A 21,495-nucleotide genomic window follows, 5' to 3' on the forward strand; every position below is an offset into this window, starting at 1 on the left:
ATTATTGACCGAATGAGTCTTCGAAAACTTGTCTGAACGCTCAGGCTTAACGCCGGGCAAGTTGTCCGAACTGTCAGGACTCAAACTGGTGCACTGCACTTTTTTTCTTCCTTGGCGATCGACCGCAGCTCAACTTCAAGCGGCTGATTTCACATAGGAAATCTTGCTCATATTTCCATCCTGTCAAGTGCGTCAAAATGGTGAGCAGCCTCACCATTTTGGTGATTTTCTATTTTTATCTTTATTTTTCAATAACTTAAAACAGTCATAAGCTTATAAAAAATAATCTTGATCTATTGCAAAACTGCGACTAGTTTCTATTCCTGACAGCGCTGACAGGAATACGCCCTTCACCGCCGTACATCAATAAAACATTTAGAACCGACACCAGTCGGTCATGCCTGCGAGGAACTCGGAATGTCTCTGTTGATCCGTGGCGCCACCGTTATTACCCATGATGAAAGTTATCGCGCCGACGTCTATTGCGCCGACGGCGTGATCAAAGCCATTGGTGAAAACCTCGATATTCCCGCTGGTGCCGAAGTGCTCGACGGCAGCGGTCAATACCTGATGCCTGGCGGCATCGATCCACACACTCACATGCAACTCCCGTTCATGGGCACCGTGGCCAGCGAAGACTTCTTCAGCGGCACCGCTGCGGGTCTGGCCGGGGGCACCACATCGATCATCGACTTTGTGATTCCCAATCCGCAGCAGTCGTTGATGGAAGCGTTTCATCAGTGGCGCGGCTGGGCGGAGAAATCCGCATCGGACTATGGCTTTCACGTCGCGATCACCTGGTGGAGCGAACAGGTGCGCGAGGAAATGGCCGAACTGGTCAGCCATCACGGCATCAACAGTTTCAAGCATTTCATGGCCTACAAGAACGCGATCATGGCCGCCGATGACACGCTGGTAGCGAGCTTCGAGCGTTGTCTGGAACTCGGCGCCGTACCGACGGTGCATGCGGAAAACGGCGAGCTGGTTTATCACCTGCAACGCAAATTGATGGCCCAGGGCATCACCGGGCCGGAAGCGCATCCGCTGTCGCGTCCTTCGCAGGTTGAAGGTGAAGCGGCGAGCCGGGCCATTCGTATCGCCGAAACCATTGGCACGCCGCTGTATCTGGTACACGTTTCGACCAAGGAAGCTCTCGACGAGATCACCTACGCGCGCAGCAAGGGTCAACCGGTTTACGGCGAAGTCCTGGCCGGGCATCTGCTGCTCGATGACAGCGTCTACCAACACCCGGACTGGCAGACCGCCGCCGGTTACGTGATGAGCCCGCCGTTCCGCCCGCGCGGACATCAGGAAGCACTGTGGCACGGTTTGCAAAACGGCAATCTGCACACCACCGCGACCGATCACTGCTGCTTCTGCGCCGAACAAAAAGCCGCCGGGCGCGACGACTTCAGCAAGATTCCCAACGGCACCGCCGGCATCGAAGACCGCATGGCGGTGCTGTGGGATGAAGGCGTCAACAGCGGTCGCTTTTCGATGCAGGACTTCGTCGCCCTCACCTCCACCAACACCGCGAAGATCTTCAACCTCTATCCGCGCAAAGGTGCGATCCGGGTCGGCGCCGATGCCGATCTGGTGCTGTGGGACCCGCAAGGCACCCGCACGATTTCCGCCAAGACCCACCATCAGCAGGTGGACTTCAACATCTTCGAAGGCAAGACCGTGCGCGGCGTGCCGAGCCACACCGTCAGCCAGGGCCGCGTGGTCTGGGCCGATGGCGACCTGCGTGCCGAGCGCGGGGCCGGACGCTACATCGAACGGCCGGCGTATCCGGCGGTGTTTGATTTGCTGAGCAAGCGGGCTGAATTGCACAAGCCTACTGCTGTGAAACGCTGAAATCCCGGCCTTCGGCCTTCGCGAGCAGGCTCGCTCCCACATTTGAAATGCATTCCCCTGTGGGAGCGAGCCTGCTCGCGAAGAGGCCCTCCCTAACGACACAAAAACCACTGCCCATCAGAGGCAGAGAACCTCAAATTACCGTGAGGCAAAAAACCGTGATCGAGACCCTGAACCATCTCCCCCACCCGCACGAAAGCGCGGCCGCTCTCGCCGGTCATTTCACCGATCTGGCACCGCCGCTCAACGCTCGGCAGGCGCATCTGGAAGCCTCGCGCTGCCTGTATTGCTACGACGCGCCGTGCGTCAATGCGTGCCCGAGCGAGATCGATATTCCCTCGTTCATCCGCAACATCCATCAGGACAACGTGCCCGGTGCTGCGCAGAAAATCCTTTCGGCGAACATCCTTGGCGGCAGTTGCGCGCGAGTCTGTCCCACTGAAATCCTTTGCCAGCAAGCCTGCGTGCGCAACAACGCCCAGGAATGCGCGCCAGTGCTGATCGGCCTGTTGCAGCGCTACGCCGTGGACAACGCGAATTTCACTGAACACCCATTCCAGCGCGCCGCTAACACTGGCAAACGCATCGCCGTGGTCGGCGCCGGGCCGGCGGGTTTGTCCTGCGCTCACCGCAGCGCCATGCACGGGCATGACGTGGTGATTTTCGAAGCGCGGGAGAAGGCTGGCGGCCTGAATGAATACGGGATCGCCAAGTACAAACTGGTCGACGACTACGCGCAGAAGGAGCTGGATTTTCTCCTGCAAATCGGCGGTATCGAAATCCGTCACGGACACAAACTCGGCGACAACCTGACCCTCAGCGAATTGCATCAGCAGTTCGACGCCGTGTTCCTCGGCCTCGGTCTCAACGCCAGCAAGCAACTTGGTCTGGCTCACGAAGACGCTCCCGGACTGCTCGCCGCCACTGACTACATCCGCGAACTGCGCCAGGCCGATGACCTGACGCAACTGCCACTGGCCGAGCGCTGCATCGTCCTCGGCGCCGGCAACACCGCGATCGACATGGCCGTGCAAATGGCGCGCCTGGGGGCCCGCGATGTCAATCTGGTGTATCGCCGTGGTGTCACGGACATGGGCGCTACCGGCCACGAACAAGACATCGCCAAGGCCAATCAGGTACGCCTGTTGACCTGGGCACAACCGGAGGAGGTTTTGCTCGACGAACAGGGCAAGGTCCGCGGCATGCGTTTCGCCCGTACCGATCTGGTCGACGGTCGCCTGCAAACCACCGGGGAAACCTTCGAGCTGGCTGCTGATGCGATCTTCAAAGCCATCGGCCAGGCCTTCGACGGCAGCGCTCTCGCCGACCCGTTGGCGCGTGAACTCAAGCGTCAGGGCGAGCGAATTCAGGTCGACGAAAATCTGCGCACGAGCATCCCCGGTGTGTACGCCGGCGGTGATTGCACCAGCCTCGATCAGGACCTCACCGTGCAAGCGGTGCAGCACGGCAAACTGGCCGCCGAGGCCATCAACGCTCAACTGATGCTCAACGTGGAGGCTGCGTAAATGGCCGATCTCTCGATAGTCTTCGCCGGCATCAAAGCGCCCAATCCGTTCTGGCTGGCCTCCGCGCCGCCGACCGACAAAGCCTACAACGTGGTTCGTGCCTTCGAGGCCGGCTGGGGTGGCGTGGTCTGGAAAACCCTGGGTGAAGACCCGGCGGCGGTCAACGTCTCTTCGCGCTACTCGGCGCACTACGGTAACAACCGAGAAGTGCTGGGCATCAACAACATCGAGCTGATCACCGACCGCTCGCTGGAGATCAACCTGCGTGAAATCACCCAGGTGAAAAAGGACTGGCCGGATCGCGCCCTCATCGTTTCGCTGATGGTGCCGTGCGTCGAAGAGTCGTGGAAACACATCCTGCCGCTGGTGGAAGCCACCGGTGCCGATGGCATCGAACTGAATTTCGGCTGCCCCCACGGCATGCCCGAACGCGGCATGGGCGCGGCGGTCGGTCAGGTGCCAGAGTACGTCGAGCAAGTGACGCGCTGGTGCAAGACCTACTGCTCGCTGCCAGTGATCGTCAAACTGACGCCGAACATCACCGACATCCGCGTCGCGGCCCGCGCCGCGCATCGGGGTGGCGCCGATGCGGTGTCGCTGATCAACACCATCAACTCGATCACCAGCGTCGACCTGGAACACATGGTCGCCCTGCCCACCGTCGGCAGCAAAAGCACCCACGGCGGTTACTGCGGTTCAGCGGTCAAACCGATTGCGCTGAATATGGTCGCGGAAATCGCTCGTGATCCGCAGACCCAAGGTTTACCGATCTGCGGGATCGGCGGCATCGGCAGTTGGCGCGATGCGGCGGAATTCATGGCACTGGGCAGCGGCGCGGTGCAGGTGTGCACGGCGGCGATGCTGCATGGCTTCCGTATTGTCGAGGAGATGAAGGATGGCCTGTCACGCTGGATGGACAGTCAGGGCTACGCCAACATTGCCGAGTTTTCCGGACGCGCCGTGGGCAACACCACGGACTGGAAGTATCTGGATATCAACTATCAGGTGATCGCGAAGATTGATCAGGAGGCGTGCATCGGTTGCGGGCGTTGCCACATTGCCTGCGAAGACACTTCACATCAGGCGATCAGTAGCCTGAAGCAAGCAGACGGGACGCATAAATACGAAGTGATCGATGACGAGTGTGTGGGCTGCAATTTGTGTCAGATCACCTGTCCGGTGGCTGATTGCATCGAGATGGTGCCGATGGAGACGGGCAAGCCGTTTCTGGATTGGAATCATGATCCGAGGAATCCCTACCATGTAGCTCTCTGACTGATCGTTCCCACGCTCTGCGTGGGAATGCCTCAAGGGAAAGGCTCAGGGTTCCAAGCCGATCCCGCGCAAAATCACACTGGTCACCGTCTGCACCGCCCGCTCGAACTGCATGTCCGACAGCGGCTGGTGATCATTCAAGATATTCACCTGATGATCGAAGTCGGCGTAGTGCTGGGTCGAGGCCCAGATCATGTACAGCAGGCTCGACGGTTCCACCGGCAGGATGCGCTTGTCCTCGACCCACTGGCGGATCTTCGCTTCTTTCATCTTTGCCCAGTCATACAGGCTGGCATCCAGCGCCTCGCCCAGGGTAGGCGCGCCATGAATGATTTCATTGGCCCAGACTTTCGAGCCGTAAGGTCGGCTGCGCGAGTGGTTCATCTTGGCGCGGATGTAGCTGCTCAGCACCACACGCGGATCGTCGAACATCTCGAAGCACAGCGCGTCCTGTTTCCAAACTTCCAGCAGATCGAACAGCACCGCGCTGTACAGCTCGCTCTTGGTTGAAAAGTAGTAATGCAGGTTGGAGCGCGGCAGTTGCACTTCGGCAGCGATGTCGGCCATGGCGGTGCTGCCGAAGCCTTTTTCGGCGAAAACCTTTTCCGCGGCGAGGAGGATTTTTTCGACGTTACTGCGACGAATCTCGATCTTGTGATTGCCCATGTGGGCTCCCTGACAACAACGTTGCGCAAGACTAGCATCCGCTCTGCCACCGGGGCGACCGCTGAAAACAAAACTTCGTACCGGCAAGGACGGATGGCTAAACTGGCGGCTTCTTCGATTCTGCCTCAGAGGTACCCGCGATGCTGTTCAAGAATGTCCTGACCACCACTGCCCTGCTCGCCTCGCTGTTGGCCGCATCCTCGGCATTTGCCCACGCCCACCTGAAAAGCCAGACCCCGGCGGCCGACAGCTCCGTCGCGGCACCGGCGGATCTGCGCCTGAACTTCTCCGAAGGCGTTGAAGCAACCTTCACCAAAGTCACCCTGACCAAGGATGGCGCGCCAGTCACAGTCAAACCGCTGACCACCGAAGGCAAAGACAAGAAAACCCTGATCGTCACCCCCGCCGCACCGCTGACTGCCGGCGAATACAAAGTCGAATGGCACGCCGTGTCGGTCGACACACATAAAAGCGAAGGCGCCTACCAATTCAAGGTTGGCCAGTAATTCATGAGCGAAGCGCTGGTGCTGTGCCGGTTCCTGCATTTCACCGTGGTGTTGATGCTGTTCGGGGTGTGGTTGTTCAGGCCATTGCTGCTCAAGGGTGGAGCGCCAGCGCTGGACGTTGGTATTTCGCGGCTGGCACCTTGGCTTGCTGCCGTTGCGCTGGCCAGTGGCATGGCCTGGGCGTTGCTTATCACCGCGAGCATGGCCGGTTCGGCGGCGGCAGCTTTTGATCCGGACACGGTTGCACTGGTGTTGGGCAATACCTTTTTTGGTCAGGTCTGGCGCTGGCACCTGTTGATCAACGCAGTGTTGCTGGCGTTGCTGTTTACGCCATGGCGTTCGAACCTGCCGTTGCGCCTGGGCTTGAGCGCGCTGCTGTTGGCGACACTGGCGCCGGTCGGACATGGCGCGATGCTTGATGGTCTCAGCGGCCAACTGTTGATTCTCAACCAGATCATCCACCTGACCTGCGTGGCGGCGTGGCTTGGCGGGTTGTTGCAGCTGATGATGATTTTGCGCCGGCCCAGTGAACCGATGCGCGAGATTCTGCGACGCTTCAGCGGGATCGGATATGCGCTGGTTGCAGGCCTGCTGATCACCGGGTTGCTCAACGTTCGCGTGCTGACCGGCCAGTGGTGGCCGACACCGCTATTCACGGGGTTTGCGCTGATTCTGTTGATCAAGGCGATGATCGTGCTGGGGATGCTCGGGCTGGCGCTGTTCAATCGTATGCGGATCGACGACTGCGAACAGCGGATGGCCGCGCTCAGGCGCAGTGTGGTGCTGGAGTGGTTGCTGGGGATTGGTGCTGTCGCGGCTGTGTCGTTGCTCGGCACCCTGCCCCCGATGATCACAGCCTGAAAAGCAAAAGATCGCAGCCTTCGGCAGCTCCTACAGGGGATTGCATTTCAATGTAGGAGCTGCCGAAGGCTGCGATCTTTTGATCTTAATGTGGTTGGGTGTCGCCCGCTGCGGTATCGATACTCACCACCACCGACATCCCCGGCCGTAGTCGTTCCTCTTCCTGCTGGCCCTCATCAATGGTGATCCGCACCGGCACCCGCTGGGCGATTTTGACGAAGTTGCCGGTGGCGTTGTCCGCCTGCAACAGGGCAAATTCAGAACCGGTGCCCGGCGAAATATGCTGCACATGCCCGGTGAATTTACGGTGGTTCAACGCATCAACGGTGAAGCGCACCGGTTGCCCGACCCGCACGTTGTCCATTTGGGTTTCCTTCATGTTGGCGATCACCCATTTCTGGTTTGGCACCAACGCCATCAGCTGCGCCCCGGAGTTGACGTAGGCACCAAGGCGCACGCCGATCTGCCCGAGCTGGCCGTCGCGCGGGGCGACGATGCGTGTGTTCGACAGGTCGATGCGCGCCAGTTGCACTGCCGCTTCGGCGCTGGCCACCGCCGCTTCCAGCGAACCGCGATTGACGATCACTGTTTGCAGATCCTGCCGAGCGATTTCCAGATTGGCCTTGGCTTGCGCTACCGCAGCAACGCCTTGCGCATTGGCCGCCAGCGCCACGTCCATCTCACGTTTGGACACCGAGCCGTCACGCACCAGCTCCTTGTTACGCCGCAAGTCCGCCTCGCTTTTACGCAACTGCGCTTCGCTGTCGGCAACAACCGCCTGACGCAATTTGATCGTCGCTTCAGCGCTGTTACGTTGTTGCACCACGTTGGCCAGGGAGGCTTTCTGCACCGCCAGTTGCGCCAGTGACTGGTCGAGGCGCTGCTGATAGATGCGGTCGTCCAGACGCACCAGCAAATCGCCGGCCTTCACAAACTGGAAATCCTGCACCGGCACTTCATAGACATAACCTGCGAGTTGCGGGCCAATGATCGTCACTTGTCCGCGCACCAAGGCGTTTTCGGTGGTTTCGACCGCGCTGCTGAACGGCGGCAGTTGCCAGGCGTAGAGCACGATCAGCACACCGACGATGGCAATCGCGGCAAAACCCAGCGACGAGATAATCCGCACCCGCAGCGAGCGCGGCTCGGTGTTCGGTGATGACGGCGGCGCGACACCCTCGGGCGTGGCGGCGATGGCGTTGGTGGTGGTCGGGGTCGGCTCGGTCATGAAGAAATGGCACCGCTATTAGTTACGGAAGGCTGAACGGGGGGAGCGGCGACGGCTTTGGTGGTGCTCATCAGCCACAGCGCACGAATGGAAATCCAGATCATGGTCAGCACCGCGATCACCGCGATGAGCATGAACACATCGTTATAGGCCAGCACATTGGCTTCGCGAGTCGCCGCGTTCGACAGACTGCGAATGCCCGCCAGATTGCGCAAGCTCGGGTCAGCCAGCAGCGAACCGTAAGCCGATCCACCACTCTGCACGCGCGCCGCCACCAGCGGATCGGACAACGTCAGGTGCTCGACGATATGGCTGGAATGAAACTTCTCACGCACGATCTGGAAGGTGCCGAGCAACGCCGAGCCGAGCAGTCCGCCGAGGTTATTGCAGATCCCGAACAGCACGGAAAAACTCACCAGATTGCGCGGATTGGTCAGCACGTTGCGCGTGCCCAGCACCATGGTTGGCCCAAGGAAGAACGTACTGCCGAACGCCAACAGGAACTGGCTGAAATACAGGTTTTCCGGGCGAGTCAGGTTGTTCGAATAACTGTCCATCACCGAGCCGGTCGCCATCAGCGCCAGCGAGATGATCAACGGCAGGAGCAAGTGTTTCGGGTCGATGGTCAGCGCACTGGTGAGCAGGCCGGCGACGCTGCCGATCATCATCACCACGTACAGGCTGTGCAACTGCTGATTGCTCATGTTGAGGTACTGCATGAAACCCACGGCGCCAGTGGATTGTTCGGACGTGACCATGCGAATCAGCACCACCGCCAACGCCAGACGAATCATCACACCACTGCCGAGCCAGCGGGTCATCAGCAGCGGGTTGCTGCGATTATGTTCGATGGCGAGTCCGGCAAGAATCAACACAATCGAGGCGGCCAGCGCGACACCGATCCAGTCTTGCTCAAACCACCAGTCGATGCGCCCCAACGACAACACCGCACAGAGCAAAGCCACGCCGCTGGCGAGAATGGCAAAGGTCAGGAAATCGAGTTTTTCGAAGGTTTTGAAACGGTCGCCGGGCGGCAACTTGAGCAGCAACACGCAACCCAGCGACAGCAGCGCCATGCCCAATTCGAACAGATACAAACCGCGCCATTCGGCGATCTGCAACAAGTCTTCGGAGAACAAACGCGCCAGTGGCAAAGCCAGTTGCGAAGCCCCCAGACCCAGCACCAGCGCCTTCATCCGCCACTTGGCCGGGAACGCCTGCACCATGTAATACAAGCCCAGTGAACTGAGCGCCGCGCCGACCATACCGTGAGCCGCCCGCACGGCAATCGCCGAGTTCAGGTCGTTGACGAACAAATGGCCGAAGGTCACCAGCGCATACAGCACCAGAAACACCTCGGTGAATGCGCGTAAACCGAACTGTTGGCGGAACTTCACCAGCAGCAGGTTCATCGACACGTTGGTCATCACATACGCCGCCGGCAGCCAGGCCATTTCCGCCGTGGTCGCGCCGATCGCGCCTTGCAGGTAAATCAGGTTGGCGACCACCAGCGAATTACCCAACCCACCGGTCAACGCCACCAGCAACCCGACCAGCGCATAGGCCAGGCGCTTGGGGTTGGAGTGCAGCGGCGTCGAGGGGGAACCGGGCAGACTGGGCTTCTCGTGAGGCTGCCAGTCGCGCGGGGCGTATCGATCCATTAAAAGGCCTTGAGCTGGAAGTTGCTGAAGTTTGCCGCAAAACTGCCGGTAAACCCATATCCCTGTGGGAGTTGGCTTGCCAGCGATGAGGGCATTGAGGGCTGCCAGGCCCGCGAAGTCATCGTATAACTTCCAGTTGACATTCCCCGTAAGCTCCGTAAATATCGCCTCCGATGTTGTACGACAACGCACAACACTAATAAAAACAAGAACAATAAGGGAGCGTTACAGTGAGCACATTCGTCTGCAATTCCGTCCGCCATTCCCGCTTCTCAATCACCCGCCCATGCTCCACGCTAAGCCTGATCGGTTGCAGCAGCCTTGCCCTCGCCTTGCCGATGAGCGCCGATGCCGAAGGCTTTCTCGAGGACAGCAAAGCCACGCTGAATCTGCGCAACGCCTACTTCAATCGCAACTTCGTCAACCCAGCCTACCCGCAGGGCAAAGCCGAAGAGTGGACGCAGAGCTTCATCCTCGATGCCAAATCCGGCTTCACCCAAGGCACCGTCGGTTTCGGTCTGGACATCCTGGGGCTGTATTCGCAAAAGCTCGATGGCGGCAAAGGCACCGGTGGCACGCAGTTGCTGCCGATCCACGATGACGGGCGTCCGGCCGACAATTTCGGACGCATGGGTGTGGCGCTGAAGGCCAAGGTTTCCAAGACAGAACTGAAGGTCGGCGAATGGATGCCAGTGCTGCCGATTTTGCGCTCGGACGATGGCCGCTCCCTGCCCCAGACCTTTCGTGGTGGGCAGATCACTTCCACCGAGATCAACGGCCTGAGCCTCTACGGTGGTCAGTTCCGCGGTAACAGCCCGCGCAACGACGCGAGCATGGAGGACATGTCGATGAACGGCCGCGGTGCGTTCACCTCGGATCGTTTTAATTTCGGTGGCGGCGAATAAACCTTCAACGACAAGCGCACGATGATCGGCGTGTGGTACGCCGAACTCACCGACATCTACCAGCAGCAGTACTTCAATCTGAGCCACAGCCAACCGCTGGGCGACTGGACCCTGGGCGCCAACCTCGGCTTCTTCACCGGCAAGGAAGACGGCAGTGCCCAGGCCGGCGACCTCGACAACAAGACCGCGTTTGCCATGCTCTCGGCCAAGTACGGCGGCAACACCTTCTACGTCGGCCTGCAAAAACTCACCGGCGACAGCGCGTGGATGCGGGTCAACGGCACCAGCGGTGGCACCCTCGCCAACGACAGCTACAACGCCAGTTACGACAACGCCAAGGAGCGCTCCTGGCAGTTGCGCCACGATTACAACTTCGTCGCGCTTGGCATTCCCGGGCTGACCCTGATGAACCGCTACATCAGCGGCGATAACGTGCACACGGGAACAATCACAGACGGCAAGGAATGGGGCCGCGAATCTGAACTGGCCTACACCGTGCAAAGCGGCGCGTTGAAAAACCTCAATGTGAAATGGCGTAACGCGACGATTCGCCGGGACTTCAGCACCAACGAGTTTGATGAGAACCGGATCTTTATCAGCTATCCGATTTCGTTGTTGTAACAGTTAGTACAAGCGCAAACCTCTGGCAAACCGATGACCTGTGGCGAGGGGATTTATCCCCGACGGGTTGCGCAGCAGCCCCCTTGGTTTTTCAGAAAAAACGCTGACGACTGCTGCGCAGCCGATCGGGGATAAATCCCCTCGCCACAGAAGCGCGCAGCAGGAGAATGGATCAGCCCTTCCGTCATTTACACCAAAAGTCGCGTTGACAAGATCCAGAAACCCTACCGATACTTCAGCTCAGTCATACGACAACCTACAACAAACCTAAAAACAAAACGTGTAAGGGATTGCCATGACGTCTACCTCTACTCCCCGCGCCCCGTTTAATCGACTGCTGCTTACCGGCGCCGCCGGTGGTTTGGGCAAAGTTCTGCGCGAACGCCTGCGCCCCTACGCCAACGTGCTGCGACTTTCAGACATCGCCGCCCTCACCCCGGCCATCGATGATCGCGAAGAAATCGTCGTCTGCGACCTCGCCGACAAACAGGCCGTGCATCAACTGGTCGAAGGCGTCGATGCCATCCTGCATTTCGGCGGAGTGTCCGTTGAAAGGCCGTTCGAAGAAATCCTCGGCGCCAACATCTGCGGCGTCTTCCACATCTATGAAGCCGCACGCCGCCATGGTGTGAAACGGGTGATCTTCGCCAGTTCCAACCATGTCATCGGCTTCTACAAACAGGACGAACAACTCGACGCCAGCTCCGCCCGCCGCCCCGACGGTTACTACGGTTTGTCCAAGTCCTACGGCGAAGACATGGCCAGTTTCTATTTCGATCGCTACGGCATCGAGACCGTCAGCATCCGCATCGGCTCTTCGTTCCCCGAACCACAGAACCGCCGAATGATGCACACCTGGCTGAGCTTCGACGACCTCACCCAACTGCTCGAACGCTCCCTCTATACCCCAAACGTTGGCCACACCGTTGTGTACGGCATGTCCGACAACAAGGACGTGTGGTGGGACAACCGCTTCGCCAGCCACCTCGGGTTCGAAGCAAAGGACAGCTCAGAAGTGTTCCGCGAAAAAGTCGAAGCGCAGCCGATGCCGGCGGCCGATGACCCGGCGCGGATCTATCAGGGTGGTGCTTTCGTTGCGGCTGGTCCGTTCGGCGACTGACGCTCTGCTGTCCACTTGATCCCCCTCCAATAAAAACCAAGGGAATGAGTATGCAAGCCGAATTGATCGTCGACGCCCGCAACGCGGTCGGTGAGAGCCCGGTCTGGGTCGCGCAGGAAAACGCCCTGTATTGGGTGGATATTCCCAATGGCGGCCTGCAACGCTGGAGCGCCGACACCGGCCATGTCCACGCCTGGAAAGCTCCTGAAATGCTCGCCTGCATTGCTCGCCACAGCCGTGGCGGCTGGATCGCCGGCATGGAAAGCGGTTTTTTCCATCTGCACCCGCACAACGATGGCAGCCTCGATACCGAACGGCTCGCACGGGTTGAACACCGCCGAGACGACATGCGCCTCAACGATGGCCGCTGCGATCGTCAGGGACGGTTCTGGGCCGGCAGCATGGTGCTGAACATGGGCCTGAATGCGCCCGAAGGCCGGCTCTATCGGTATAGCGCAGGTCAGTCGGGGCCGGTTGAAGCGCAACTCGACGGTTTCGTCGTGCCCAACGGCCTCGGCTTCAGTCCCGACGGCAAGACGATGTACCTGTCCGACTCGCACCCCAACGTGCAATTGATCTGGGCTTTCGACTACGACACCGCCAGCGGCACACCGTCCAACCGCCGCGTCTTCGTCGACATGAATCACTACTGCGGTCGCCCCGACGGTGCGGCCGTGGACGCCGACGGTTGCTACTGGATCTGCGCCAACGACGCCGGTCTCATCCACCGGTTCACCCCCGACGGACGACTCGACTACTCGCTGGCGGTGCCAGTGAAAAAACCGACCATGTGCGCCTTCGGCGGCAGTGGAATGGACACCCTGTTCGTCGCCTCGATTCGCCCCGGTGACGATCATGATCCGCAGTCTCTGGCCGGCGGCGTATTCGCGCTGACACCCGGCGTCAAAGGCCTGCCGGAACCCTTGTTTGACGATTTGCTTTAACCCGCCTCTGCTGCACCGCTGTGCCTTGAACACAAAAATAACAAGACTGGAGACACCCCCCATGGACTTCAAACGCACGTTGCTCGCCGCTGCACTCCCGCTGATGTTTACCTTCACCAGCGCTGCCCAGGCGCTGGAAATCAAGTTCGCCGATATCCACCCTGCCGGTTATCCGACCGTGGTTGCCGAGGAAAGCATGGGCAAAGCCCTGACCAAGGAAACCAATGGCGATCTCACCTTCAAGTATTTCCCCGGAGGCGTGCTCGGCTCGGAAAAAGAGGTGATTGAACAGGCACAGGTCGGCGCAATCCAGATGACCCGTGTCAGCCTGGGTATCGTCGGCCCGGTGGTGCCTGACGTGAACGTATTCAACATGCCATTCATCTTCCGCGACCAGGCGCACATGCGCGCGGTGATCGATGGCGAAGTCGGCGATGCGATTCTCGACCGGATCACCAACTCTGAATTCGGCCTGGTGGCCTTGGCGTGGATGGACGGGGGTACGCGCAACATCTACACCAAAAAACCAGTGCGCAAACTCGAAGACCTCAAGGGCATGAAGATCCGCGTGCAAGGCAACCCGATGTTCATCGAGACCATCAACGCCATGGGCGGCAACGGCATCGCCATGGACACCGGCGAAATCTTCAGCGCCCTGCAGACCGGGGTGATCGACGGCGCGGAGAACAACCCGCCGACCCTGCTTGAACACAACCACTACCAGAACGCCAAGTTCTACAGCCTGACCGGGCACCTGATCCTGCCCGAGCCGATCGTGATGTCGAAGATCACCTGGGAAAAACTCACCCCCGACCAACAGACGCTGGTGAAGAAAGCCGCCAAGGCTGCCCAGCTTGAAGAGCGCGCACTGTGGGATGCGAAATCCGCCAGCAGTGAAGAAAAACTCAAGGCCGCCGGCGTCGAGTTCATTACCGTCGACAAGAAACCTTTCTACGAGGCCACCGCCTCAGTCCGCGAGAAGTACGGCGCACCCTACGCCGATCTGATCAAGCGCATCGAAGCCGTTCAGTAACCCTCCCTGCCCTCAACGAAAGGCCCGGCAGCACAGACCTCGCTGGATGTCTGTGCCTGCCCGGTTACGGTGGAACCCGATGAAGAATTTGCTGCTGAGCATCAATGACCGGATCTACATGGCCTGCATCTGGGTCGCCGGTCTGTCGGTGCTGACCATTTCCCTGATCATTCCCTGGGGCGTTTTCGCCCGTTACGTCCTCGGCACCGGTTCGAGCTGGCCGGAGCCCACCGCCATCCTGCTGATGATGGTCTTCACCTTCATCGGCGCCGCCGCCAGTTACCGCGCCGGTGCGCACATGGCCGTGGCGATGGTCACCGACCGTTTGCCACCCAACCTGCGCAAAACCATGAGCATCGTTTCGCAACTGCTGATGGCAACCATCTGCCTGTTCATGACCATCTGGGGCACCAAGCTGTGCCTGTCGACCTGGAACCAGTTCATGAGCGCCCTGCCCACTTTGCGCGTCGGCATCACCTACATGCCGATCCCGATTGGCGGCGCGTTGACGCTGATTTTCGTGCTGGAAAAACTCATTCTCGGTGATCAGAGCAATCGCCGCGTGGTGCGGTTCGATCTGGTTGAAGAAAACGAAGGGGCTGCCTGATGGACGCTTTTATTCTGCTGGGCAGTTTTATCGCATTGATCCTGATCGGCATGCCGGTCGCCTATGCCCTCGGCCTCTCGGCGCTGATTGGCGCGTGGTGGATCGACATCCCGTTCCAGGCCTTGATGATTCAGGTGGCCGGTGGGGTGAACAAGTTTTCGCTGCTGGCGATTCCGTTCTTCGTATTGGCCGGGGCGATCATGGCCGAAGGCGGCATGTCGCGCAGGCTGGTGGCGTTCGCCGGGGTGCTGGTGGGGTTTGTGCGCGGTGGCCTGTCGCTGGTCAACATCATGGCCTCGACGTTTTTCGGCGCGATTTCCGGCTCCTCGGTGGCGGACACCGCCTCGGTCGGTTCGGTACTGATCCCGGAAATGGAACGCAAAGGCTATCCACGGGACTTCTCCACGGCGGTAACCGTCAGCGGTTCGGTACAAGCGCTGCTGACGCCGCCGAGCCACAACTCGGTGCTCTACTCGCTGGCGGCCGGCGGCACGGTATCGATTGCTTCGCTCTTCATGGCTGGCGTCGTGCCGGGCCTGCTGATGAGCGCGTGTCTGATGGTGTTGTGCCTGATCTTTGCGCGCAAACGCGACTACCCCAAAGGTGAAGTTATCCCGCTGCGTGAAGCCCTGAAAATCTGCGGCGAAGCGATGTGGGGCTTGATGGCGATGGTGATCATCCTCGGCGGCATCCTCTCGGGGATTTTCACCGCGACCGAGTCGGCAGCCATTGCCGTACTGTGGTCATTCTTCGTCACCATGTTCATCTACCGCGACTACAAGTGGAGTGAACTGCCAAAACTGATGCACCGCACAGTGCGCACGATTTCGATCGTGATGATCCTGATCGGCTTCGCCGCCAGCTTCGGCTACATCATGACCCTGATGCAGATCCCGGCGAAGATCACCACGCTGTTCCTGACCCTGTCGGACAACCGCTACGTGATCCTGATGTGCATCAACGTCATGCTGTTGTTGCTCGGCACGGTGATGGACATGGCGCCGCTGATCCTGATCCTGACACCGATCCTGATGCCGGTGATTCTCGGCATCGGCGTCGACCCGGTGCAGTTCGGCATGATCATGCTGGTCAACCTGGGGATCGGGCTGATAACGCCGCCGGTAGGTGCGGTGTTGTTTGTCGGTTCGGCGGTGGGCAAGGTCAGCATCGAAAGCACCGTGAAGGCGCTGCTGCCGTTCTATGCCGTGCTGTTTCTGGTGTTGATGCTGGTAACTTACGTTCCGGCGATTTCGCTGTGGTTGCCGCATTTGGTGTTGTAACACTGTAACTGTGGTGAGGGAGCAAGCTCCCTCACCACAAGGTTTACCTCACGCCCGCAACAACATATACCCCGCCACCACCAGACACACGCTGGCAAACCCAACCTGTAATGCCCGAGCCGGCACCCGCGCACAAAGCTTGCGACCGATGATCATGCCGACGACGCTGGCAACAATGAATGCCGCGCCCTGGCTGTCGATCCGCACCCCGGCATGAAACGCGCCGATCACCCCGATTGCCGAGATCAAACTGATTACCATCAGCGACGTTGCAACGATGCCGCGCATTTGCACGTCGGTCAGTTGCTTGAATGCCGGCACGATCAGGAAACCGCCACCAACACCAAGCAATCCGGACACCACCCCGGTGACCGCACCTAACGCCGCAAGGGTCGCGGTGCATTTGGCGGTCCAGTCGAAACGCCCGGTCTCTTCATCGAGCATGCAGTTCTTCTGCCCCCAACTGGCGTGACCGTGGTCACTCGGGCCTTGCGCCTGACGCTCACGCCGCAGCATGCGCCAGGCAACCATGACCATCAGCAGGCTGAACAGAATCATCAGGATCTTCTCGGGCAACTGATGCGCGAAGTAGATCCCCAGCGGTGAAAACACTGCACCGAGTGCCGCAATCAACAACGCCGCGCGATAACGCACCAGACCATGGCGCAACCCATCGATGGCGCCGACAGCCGCCGCACTGCCCACAGCGAACAGCGCCACGGGAGCGGCCTGCGTCATCGTCCAGCCGAGCCCGAGCACCAGCGCCGGCACCGCGAGAATTCCGCCACCGGCCCCGGTCAGCCCAAGAAACAGCCCCATCACCACGCCAAACAGACTTGCCAGCAACATAGGGAGTTCTCAGTCAACCTTCGACAAACCGGTCAGCCATTCGCGGCCCTTGAGCATGCCGTTCCAGTAGAACCACGGTAGCAGCGTCGCCTTCAGCCACCAGGCCGAACGGCGCGGTACGGTCGGGTCCAGAGGAAAGGTCGGCAACAACTTCCCGGCATAACCGAACTCGGCAAGGATCACCTTGCCCTTCTCCACCGTCAGGGGGCAGGAACCGTAACCGTCGTACTTCAGCGGCAGCGGCTGGTGATTGCGCAGGGCCAGCAGGTTTTCCGCCACTACGACGATTTGCTTGCGCACTGCCGCAGCGGTTTTCGCATTGCTGGTGCCGCAGATATCGCCGAGCGCAAACACCTCTGGATAACGCGGATGCTGCAGGTTATTCGGATTGACTTCGCACCAGCCGGCAGCGTCGGCCAAAGGGCTTTGCGCGATGAAATCCGGCGAAACCTGGGGCGGCACGACGTGCAGCAGATCGAAGGTTTTCGCCTGGCGAGTGACGTTGCCATCAGCGTCCTTGACCTCGAACCACGCAGTTTTCGCCGGGCCGTCGACCTTGACCAGATTCGAGTTGAAGGCCAATTGCGCGTTGTATTTTTCGATGTATTTCATCAGCGGCGGTACGAACGTCGCCACGCCGAACAGCGCAGCACCGGCCAGGTTGAACTCCACCTCGACCTTGTTCAGCACGCCGTTTTTTCGCCAAAAATCGCACGACAGGTACAACGCCTTTTGCGGCGCCCCCGCGCATTTGATCGGCATCGAGGGTTGGGTGAACAGAGCCTTGCCGCCGCGCAGTTTCTGCACCTGATCCCAGGTGTATTGCGCGTGCTGATAGCTGTAGTTGGACGTAACGCCGTACTGGCCGAGGCTTTCCTGCAAGCCTTCGATTTTTTCCCAGGCCAGGCACAGGCCTGGGCAGACGATCAGATTTTGATAGCTGACCGTGCGCTGATCATTGAGGGTGAGTTGGCGGTTGTCGGGATCGATTGCGGTCACCGCTGCCTGAATCCAGGTGGCCTGACGCGGCATCACTTTGGTCATCGGTCTTACGGTGTCTTTTACGTCGTAGGCGCCACCACCGACCAGCGTCCATGCCGGTTGGTAGTAATGCTGGGCACTTGGTTCGATCACAGTGATCTTCAAGTGCGGATCGCGCTTGAGCAGACTGGCGACGAAGCCGATGCCGGCAGTGCCGCCGCCGATGACCACGATATCTGCACTGATGGATGGGCCCCAGTGTTGATCGTTCATTGCTTGTTCCTTATGGCTGCGCGCACGGATTGTTCTTGCCAGCACTCCTGCAATTGAATGGTGTGCTGGCTGACATTTATTGGTGACCCAGGCTTTTCAGCACGGCACCGCAATACAGCCCGGAGAGGGTTTTCATCACCTGGATGACTTCAGGACTGGCGAGGCCGTAAAAAATGTACTTGCCGTCACGACGGGTCGCGACAAGCCCTTCATCGCGCAAAATACCCAATTGCTGAGACAGCGTCGGCTGGCGTACACCGGTCATTTTTTCCAGCTCGCCGACGTTGCGCTCGCCCTGTGTCAGCTGGCACAGAATCAACAGGCGATCCTCGTTGGCCATGGCCTTGAGCAACGCGCAGGCCTTGGAGGCCGAGGCGCGCAATTGGGCGACTTCACATTCGGTCAGACTGGATTGCATTTGCAGGATGCCTTCAACGTCACTTAAGCTGCGAACATTATGTTTTTACATAAAGTGTTGCAACCGACTTTTCTACCCCTGCACAGGTTCATGTCCATGCCCGCGCTGATTGAAGCTTTCCTCGACCCCGCCTCCTCGACCTACAGCTACGTGGTCTATGAAGACGACGGCGGACAATGCGCAATCGTCGATCCGGTGCTCAATTACGACGGCGCCGCCGGCCGCACCGGCACGGCGCAAGCTGACAGGATCATCACGTTCGTGCGCGAGCATCACCTGCAAGTGCAGTGGCTGCTGGAAACCCACGCTCATGCCGATCACCTGTCTGCTGCGCCGTATCTGCGCCGGGAACTGGGCGGCAAGATCGCGATTGGCGAGTCGATCAGCAAAGTGCAGAACGTCTTCAAGGCACTGTTTAATCTGGAGCCGGAGTTTTGCGTCGATGGTTCGCAGTTCGATCATCTGTTCGCACCCAACGAATCTTTCAGGATCGGTAATCTCAAGGCCACCGCCCTGCACGTCCCCGGCCACACTCCGGCAGACATGGCGTACCTGATCGACGGCGAACAGATCCTGGTCGGCGACACGCTGTTCATGCCCGACGTCGGTACTGCGCGCTGCGACTTCCCCGGTGGCAACGCTCATCAACTGTTCAACTCGATTCAGAAACTGCTGGCCTTCCCTGCCAGCGTCAAACTCTACGTCTGCCACGACTACCCGCCTGAAGGTCGGCAGGCGCAATGCCAGACTACCGTCGGCGAGCAGCGCAAAAGCAATATCCATGTGCATGACGGCATTGATGAGGCGACGTTCGTCGAGATGCGCACACGCCGCGATGCTGGGCTAGGCATGCCGACACTGCTGCTGCCGGCGGTTCAGGTGAATGTGCGGGCGGGGAACTTTCCCGCGCCGGAGGACAACGGTGTCGTCTATCTGAAAGTGCCGGTGAACAAGCTTTAAAAGCAAAAAATCTTCAGACTCCCAACGTCAACCCATTCGCCGGCAACGGCAGCGCCGTCTTGTAACGCACCTGTTTCAAGGCGAAGCTCGAGCGGATATTCGCCACCCCTGGAACCTTGGTCAAAAAGTCCATCATGAAGCGCTCCAGGGACTGAATGGTCGGCACCAGCACCCGGATCAGATAGTCCGGGTCGCCGGCCATCAGATAGCACTCCATCACCTCGGGGCGATCGGAAATCGCTTCCTCGAAATGCTGCAACGCCTCCTCGACCTGTTTCTCCAGGCTGACGTGAATGAACACATTCACATGCAGCCCCAGCAGATCTGCGTCCAGCAGGGTCACCTGTTCGCGAATCAGGCCTAATTCTTCCATCGCCTTGACCCGGTTGAAGCACGGCGTTGGCGACAGGTTCACCGAGCGCGCAAGGTCAGCGTTGGTGATGCGTGCGTTCTCCTGAAGGCTGTTGAGAATGCCGATGTCGGTACGGTCCAGTTTGCGCATGAGACAAAACCACCTGTTTTTTATGTTTATGCAGAATTTCTATCTGCAAATGATCGCCAGCGCAACGAAACAGAGATAAATATTCTTCTTGCCCGGGCCTATGATTGTTGTAGGACAAGATTTCTTTCATCGAAGAATGATTGCCAGCTCACTACAAGAAATTCACAAGATCGAGCGTAGAAGCCATGACCCAAGCGTATGAACCGCTGCGTCTGCACGTCCCTGAACCTTCGGGCCGCCCAGGCTGCAAAACCGACTTCTCCTACCTGCATCTGACCGATGCAGGCACGGTGCGCAAACCTTCCATCGACGTAGAACCTGCCGACACCGCCGACCTGGCCCGTGGCCTGATCCGCGTGCTCGACGATCAGGGCAACGCTCTCGGCCCTTGGGCCGAGAACGTTCCGGTCGAGATCCTCCGCAAGGGCATGCGCGCCATGCTCAAGACGCGCATCTACGACAACCGCATGGTGGTCGCCCAGCGCCAGAAAAAAATGTCGTTCTACATGCAAAGCCTTGGCGAAGAAGCCATCGGCAGCGCCCAGGCCCTGGCCTTGAACATCGACGACATGTGCTTCCCGACCTATCGCCAGCAAAGCATCCTGATGGCTCGCGACGTTCCACTGGTCGACTTGATCTGCCAACTGCTGTCCAACGAGCGCGACCCGCTCAAGGGCCGTCAGTTGCCAATCATGTACTCGGTCAAGGACGCGGGGTTCTTCACCATTTCCGGCAACCTCGCCACCCAGTTCATTCAGGGCGTGGGCTGGGGCATGGCGTCGGCGATCAAGGGCGATACCAAAATCGCCTCTGCATGGATCGGTGACGGCGCCACCGCCGAATCGGACTTCCACACCGCTCTCACCTTTGCTCACGTCTACCGTGCGCCAGTGATCCTCAACGTAGTCAACAATCAATGGGCGATTTCGACCTTCCAGGCCATTGCCGGGGGTGAAGCCACCACCTTCGCCGGACGCGGTGTTGGTTGCGGTATCGCCTCGCTGCGAGTCGACGGTAACGACTTCTACGCGGTGTACGCCGCGTCTGCCTGGGCCGCCGAACGCGCCCGCCGCAACCTCGGCCCGACCATGATCGAATGGGTCACCTACCGCGCCGGCCCGCACTCGACCTCCGACGATCCCTCCAAATACCGTCCAGCCGATGACTGGAGCCACTTCCCGCTGGGCGATCCGATTGCCCGCCTGAAACAGCACCTGATCAAGGTCGGCCACTGGTCGGACGAAGAACACGCCGCCGTCAGCGCCGAGCTCGAAGCCGAAGTGATTGCCGCGCAGAAACAGGCCGAACAGTACGGCACCCTCGCCGGCGGTCAGATTCCAAGCGCCGCGACCATGTTCGAAGACGTCTACAAAGAGATGCCGGAGCACTTGAAGCGCCAGCGTCAGCAGTTGGGGATCTGAC

Annotated in this window: 19 protein-coding genes and 1 pseudogene; 13 read left to right on the forward strand and 7 right to left on the reverse strand. The window is 59.6% G+C overall.

Annotated elements, in window-relative coordinates; translation table 11 throughout:
• The first annotated feature begins 417 nt into the window (after positions 1-417).
• The 3 genes from hydA to preA all read left to right on the forward strand — a co-directional run bounded on the left by hydA (position 418) and on the right by preA (position 4,658).
• The gene (gene hydA / locus ACA043_RS17550) at positions 418-1,857 is read left to right on the forward strand and encodes a dihydropyrimidinase (RefSeq protein WP_401264421.1); all 1,440 of its coding nucleotides are present in this window, start codon (positions 418-420) and stop codon (positions 1,855-1,857) included.
• Between the two features lie 158 nt (positions 1,858-2,015).
• The gene (locus ACA043_RS17555; RefSeq protein ID WP_187681189.1) at positions 2,016-3,383 is read left to right on the forward strand and encodes an NAD(P)-dependent oxidoreductase; all 1,368 of its coding nucleotides are present in this window, start codon (positions 2,016-2,018) and stop codon (positions 3,381-3,383) included.
• Positions 3,384-4,658: an NAD-dependent dihydropyrimidine dehydrogenase subunit PreA gene (preA, locus tag ACA043_RS17560; RefSeq protein ID WP_187681190.1), complete on the forward strand. Its 1,275-nt coding sequence runs from the start codon at positions 3,384-3,386 to the stop codon at positions 4,656-4,658.
• A 45-nt stretch (positions 4,659-4,703) separates the two neighbouring features.
• Here preA and ACA043_RS17565 read toward each other — a convergent pair whose 3' ends face one another.
• On the reverse strand, positions 4,704-5,324 hold the full coding sequence (locus ACA043_RS17565) for a TetR/AcrR family transcriptional regulator (RefSeq protein ID WP_187681191.1): 621 nt from the start codon (positions 5,322-5,324) through the stop codon (positions 4,704-4,706).
• 140 nt (positions 5,325-5,464) lie between these two features.
• Here ACA043_RS17565 and copC point away from each other — a divergent pair, with 140 nt between their 5' ends.
• Positions 5,465-5,830 (forward strand): copper homeostasis periplasmic binding protein CopC, encoded by a 366-nt coding sequence (copC, locus tag ACA043_RS17570; RefSeq protein WP_497657544.1) that lies wholly within the window; start codon positions 5,465-5,467, stop codon positions 5,828-5,830.
• Between the two features lie 3 nt (positions 5,831-5,833).
• Positions 5,834-6,691: a copper homeostasis membrane protein CopD gene (gene copD, locus ACA043_RS17575; RefSeq protein WP_497657545.1), complete on the forward strand. Its 858-nt coding sequence runs from the start codon at positions 5,834-5,836 to the stop codon at positions 6,689-6,691.
• Between the two features lie 85 nt (positions 6,692-6,776).
• Here copD and ACA043_RS17580 read toward each other — a convergent pair whose 3' ends face one another.
• Together ACA043_RS17580 and ACA043_RS17585 are read right to left on the reverse strand one after the other, a co-directional pair.
• On the reverse strand, positions 6,777-7,919 hold the full coding sequence (locus ACA043_RS17580) for an HlyD family secretion protein (protein WP_497657546.1): 1,143 nt from the start codon (positions 7,917-7,919) through the stop codon (positions 6,777-6,779).
• Positions 7,916-9,580, reverse strand: a complete 1,665-nt coding sequence (locus ACA043_RS17585) for an MFS transporter (RefSeq protein ID WP_497657547.1) — start codon at positions 9,578-9,580, stop codon at positions 7,916-7,918. The genes ACA043_RS17580 and ACA043_RS17585 overlap by 4 nt, the downstream gene beginning before the upstream one ends.
• 230 nt (positions 9,581-9,810) lie before the next feature.
• Between ACA043_RS17585 and ACA043_RS17590 the strand changes: the two are divergent.
• The 6 genes and pseudogenes from ACA043_RS17590 (at position 9,811) to ACA043_RS17615 (ending at position 16,090) form a co-directional block, all read left to right on the forward strand.
• Positions 9,811-11,106 (forward strand): annotated as a pseudogene (locus tag ACA043_RS17590) (OprD family porin).
• A gap of 295 nt (positions 11,107-11,401) precedes the next feature.
• Positions 11,402-12,226, forward strand: coding sequence for an NAD-dependent epimerase/dehydratase family protein (locus tag ACA043_RS17595; RefSeq protein WP_187681090.1), 825 nt, complete (start codon positions 11,402-11,404; stop codon positions 12,224-12,226).
• 50 nt (positions 12,227-12,276) lie between these two features.
• Complete coding sequence (locus tag ACA043_RS17600) at positions 12,277-13,170, forward strand: SMP-30/gluconolactonase/LRE family protein (protein ID WP_489880977.1); 894 nt, start codon at positions 12,277-12,279, stop codon at positions 13,168-13,170.
• 61 nt (positions 13,171-13,231) lie between these two features.
• The gene (locus ACA043_RS17605) at positions 13,232-14,203 is read left to right on the forward strand and encodes a TRAP transporter substrate-binding protein (RefSeq protein ID WP_497657548.1); all 972 of its coding nucleotides are present in this window, start codon (positions 13,232-13,234) and stop codon (positions 14,201-14,203) included.
• Between the two features lie 79 nt (positions 14,204-14,282).
• The gene (locus tag ACA043_RS17610) at positions 14,283-14,810 is read left to right on the forward strand and encodes a TRAP transporter small permease (RefSeq protein ID WP_497657549.1); all 528 of its coding nucleotides are present in this window, start codon (positions 14,283-14,285) and stop codon (positions 14,808-14,810) included.
• A complete protein-coding gene (locus ACA043_RS17615) occupies positions 14,810-16,090 on the forward strand; it encodes a TRAP transporter large permease (protein WP_187681094.1) in 1,281 nt (426 codons plus the stop codon). The genes ACA043_RS17610 and ACA043_RS17615 overlap by 1 nt, the downstream gene beginning before the upstream one ends.
• 48 nt (positions 16,091-16,138) lie before the next feature.
• Here the strand turns inward: ACA043_RS17615 and ACA043_RS17620 are convergent, their stop codons facing one another.
• From ACA043_RS17620 to ACA043_RS17630, 3 genes are all read right to left on the reverse strand, one after another.
• Positions 16,139-16,939 (reverse strand): sulfite exporter TauE/SafE family protein, encoded by an 801-nt coding sequence (locus ACA043_RS17620; protein ID WP_497657550.1) that lies wholly within the window; start codon positions 16,937-16,939, stop codon positions 16,139-16,141.
• Between the two features lie 9 nt (positions 16,940-16,948).
• Complete coding sequence (locus tag ACA043_RS17625) at positions 16,949-18,193, reverse strand: NAD(P)/FAD-dependent oxidoreductase (RefSeq protein ID WP_497657551.1); 1,245 nt, start codon at positions 18,191-18,193, stop codon at positions 16,949-16,951.
• Positions 18,194-18,269: 76 nt separating this feature from the next.
• The gene (locus ACA043_RS17630; protein ID WP_497614493.1) at positions 18,270-18,611 is read right to left on the reverse strand and encodes an ArsR/SmtB family transcription factor; all 342 of its coding nucleotides are present in this window, start codon (positions 18,609-18,611) and stop codon (positions 18,270-18,272) included.
• Between the two features lie 96 nt (positions 18,612-18,707).
• On the opposite strand from ACA043_RS17630, the gene ACA043_RS17635 reads away from it, so the two are divergent.
• Entirely contained in the window at positions 18,708-19,571 is an 864-nt protein-coding gene (locus tag ACA043_RS17635) for an MBL fold metallo-hydrolase (RefSeq protein ID WP_497657552.1), read from the forward strand.
• Positions 19,572-19,584: 13 nt separating this feature from the next.
• Here ACA043_RS17635 and bkdR read toward each other — a convergent pair whose 3' ends face one another.
• Positions 19,585-20,073, reverse strand: a complete 489-nt coding sequence (gene bkdR / locus ACA043_RS17640) for a Bkd operon transcriptional regulator BkdR (RefSeq protein ID WP_096822555.1) — start codon at positions 20,071-20,073, stop codon at positions 19,585-19,587.
• A 185-nt stretch (positions 20,074-20,258) separates the two neighbouring features.
• Between bkdR and ACA043_RS17645 the strand changes: the two genes are divergently transcribed.
• Positions 20,259-21,494 carry a 3-methyl-2-oxobutanoate dehydrogenase (2-methylpropanoyl-transferring) subunit alpha gene (locus tag ACA043_RS17645; RefSeq protein ID WP_242209272.1) on the forward strand — a complete coding sequence of 412 codons (1,236 nt, stop codon included), beginning with the start codon at positions 20,259-20,261 and terminating at the stop codon, positions 21,492-21,494.
• Position 21,495: the final 1 nt, after the last annotated feature.

The sequence above is a fragment of the Pseudomonas sp. LBUM1648 genome (assembly GCF_059716145.1).

Excerpts from the sequence above, each read along its gene's own strand:
- hydA (WP_401264421.1), top strand. The coding sequence starts at position 418 with ATGTCTCTGTTGATCCGTGGCGCCACCGTTATTACCCATGATGAAAGT.
- preA (WP_187681190.1), top strand. The coding sequence starts at position 3,384 with ATGGCCGATCTCTCGATAGTCTTCGCCGGCATCAAAGCGCCCAATCCG.
- ACA043_RS17565 (WP_187681191.1), bottom strand. The coding sequence starts at position 5,324 with ATGGGCAATCACAAGATCGAGATTCGTCGCAGTAACGTCGAAAAAATC.
- copC (WP_497657544.1), top strand. The coding sequence starts at position 5,465 with ATGCTGTTCAAGAATGTCCTGACCACCACTGCCCTGCTCGCCTCGCTG.
- copD (WP_497657545.1), top strand. The coding sequence starts at position 5,834 with ATGAGCGAAGCGCTGGTGCTGTGCCGGTTCCTGCATTTCACCGTGGTG.
- ACA043_RS17580 (WP_497657546.1), bottom strand. The coding sequence starts at position 7,919 with ATGACCGAGCCGACCCCGACCACCACCAACGCCATCGCCGCCACGCCC.
- ACA043_RS17585 (WP_497657547.1), bottom strand. The coding sequence starts at position 9,580 with ATGGATCGATACGCCCCGCGCGACTGGCAGCCTCACGAGAAGCCCAGT.
- ACA043_RS17595 (WP_187681090.1), top strand. The coding sequence starts at position 11,402 with ATGACGTCTACCTCTACTCCCCGCGCCCCGTTTAATCGACTGCTGCTT.
- ACA043_RS17600 (WP_489880977.1), top strand. The coding sequence starts at position 12,277 with ATGCAAGCCGAATTGATCGTCGACGCCCGCAACGCGGTCGGTGAGAGC.
- ACA043_RS17605 (WP_497657548.1), top strand. The coding sequence starts at position 13,232 with ATGGACTTCAAACGCACGTTGCTCGCCGCTGCACTCCCGCTGATGTTT.
- ACA043_RS17610 (WP_497657549.1), top strand. The coding sequence starts at position 14,283 with ATGAAGAATTTGCTGCTGAGCATCAATGACCGGATCTACATGGCCTGC.
- ACA043_RS17615 (WP_187681094.1), top strand. The coding sequence starts at position 14,810 with ATGGACGCTTTTATTCTGCTGGGCAGTTTTATCGCATTGATCCTGATC.
- ACA043_RS17620 (WP_497657550.1), bottom strand. The coding sequence starts at position 16,939 with ATGTTGCTGGCAAGTCTGTTTGGCGTGGTGATGGGGCTGTTTCTTGGG.
- ACA043_RS17625 (WP_497657551.1), bottom strand. The coding sequence starts at position 18,193 with ATGAACGATCAACACTGGGGCCCATCCATCAGTGCAGATATCGTGGTC.
- ACA043_RS17630 (WP_497614493.1), bottom strand. The coding sequence starts at position 18,611 with ATGCAATCCAGTCTGACCGAATGTGAAGTCGCCCAATTGCGCGCCTCG.
- ACA043_RS17635 (WP_497657552.1), top strand. The coding sequence starts at position 18,708 with ATGCCCGCGCTGATTGAAGCTTTCCTCGACCCCGCCTCCTCGACCTAC.
- bkdR (WP_096822555.1), bottom strand. The coding sequence starts at position 20,073 with ATGCGCAAACTGGACCGTACCGACATCGGCATTCTCAACAGCCTTCAG.
- ACA043_RS17645 (WP_242209272.1), top strand. The coding sequence starts at position 20,259 with ATGACCCAAGCGTATGAACCGCTGCGTCTGCACGTCCCTGAACCTTCG.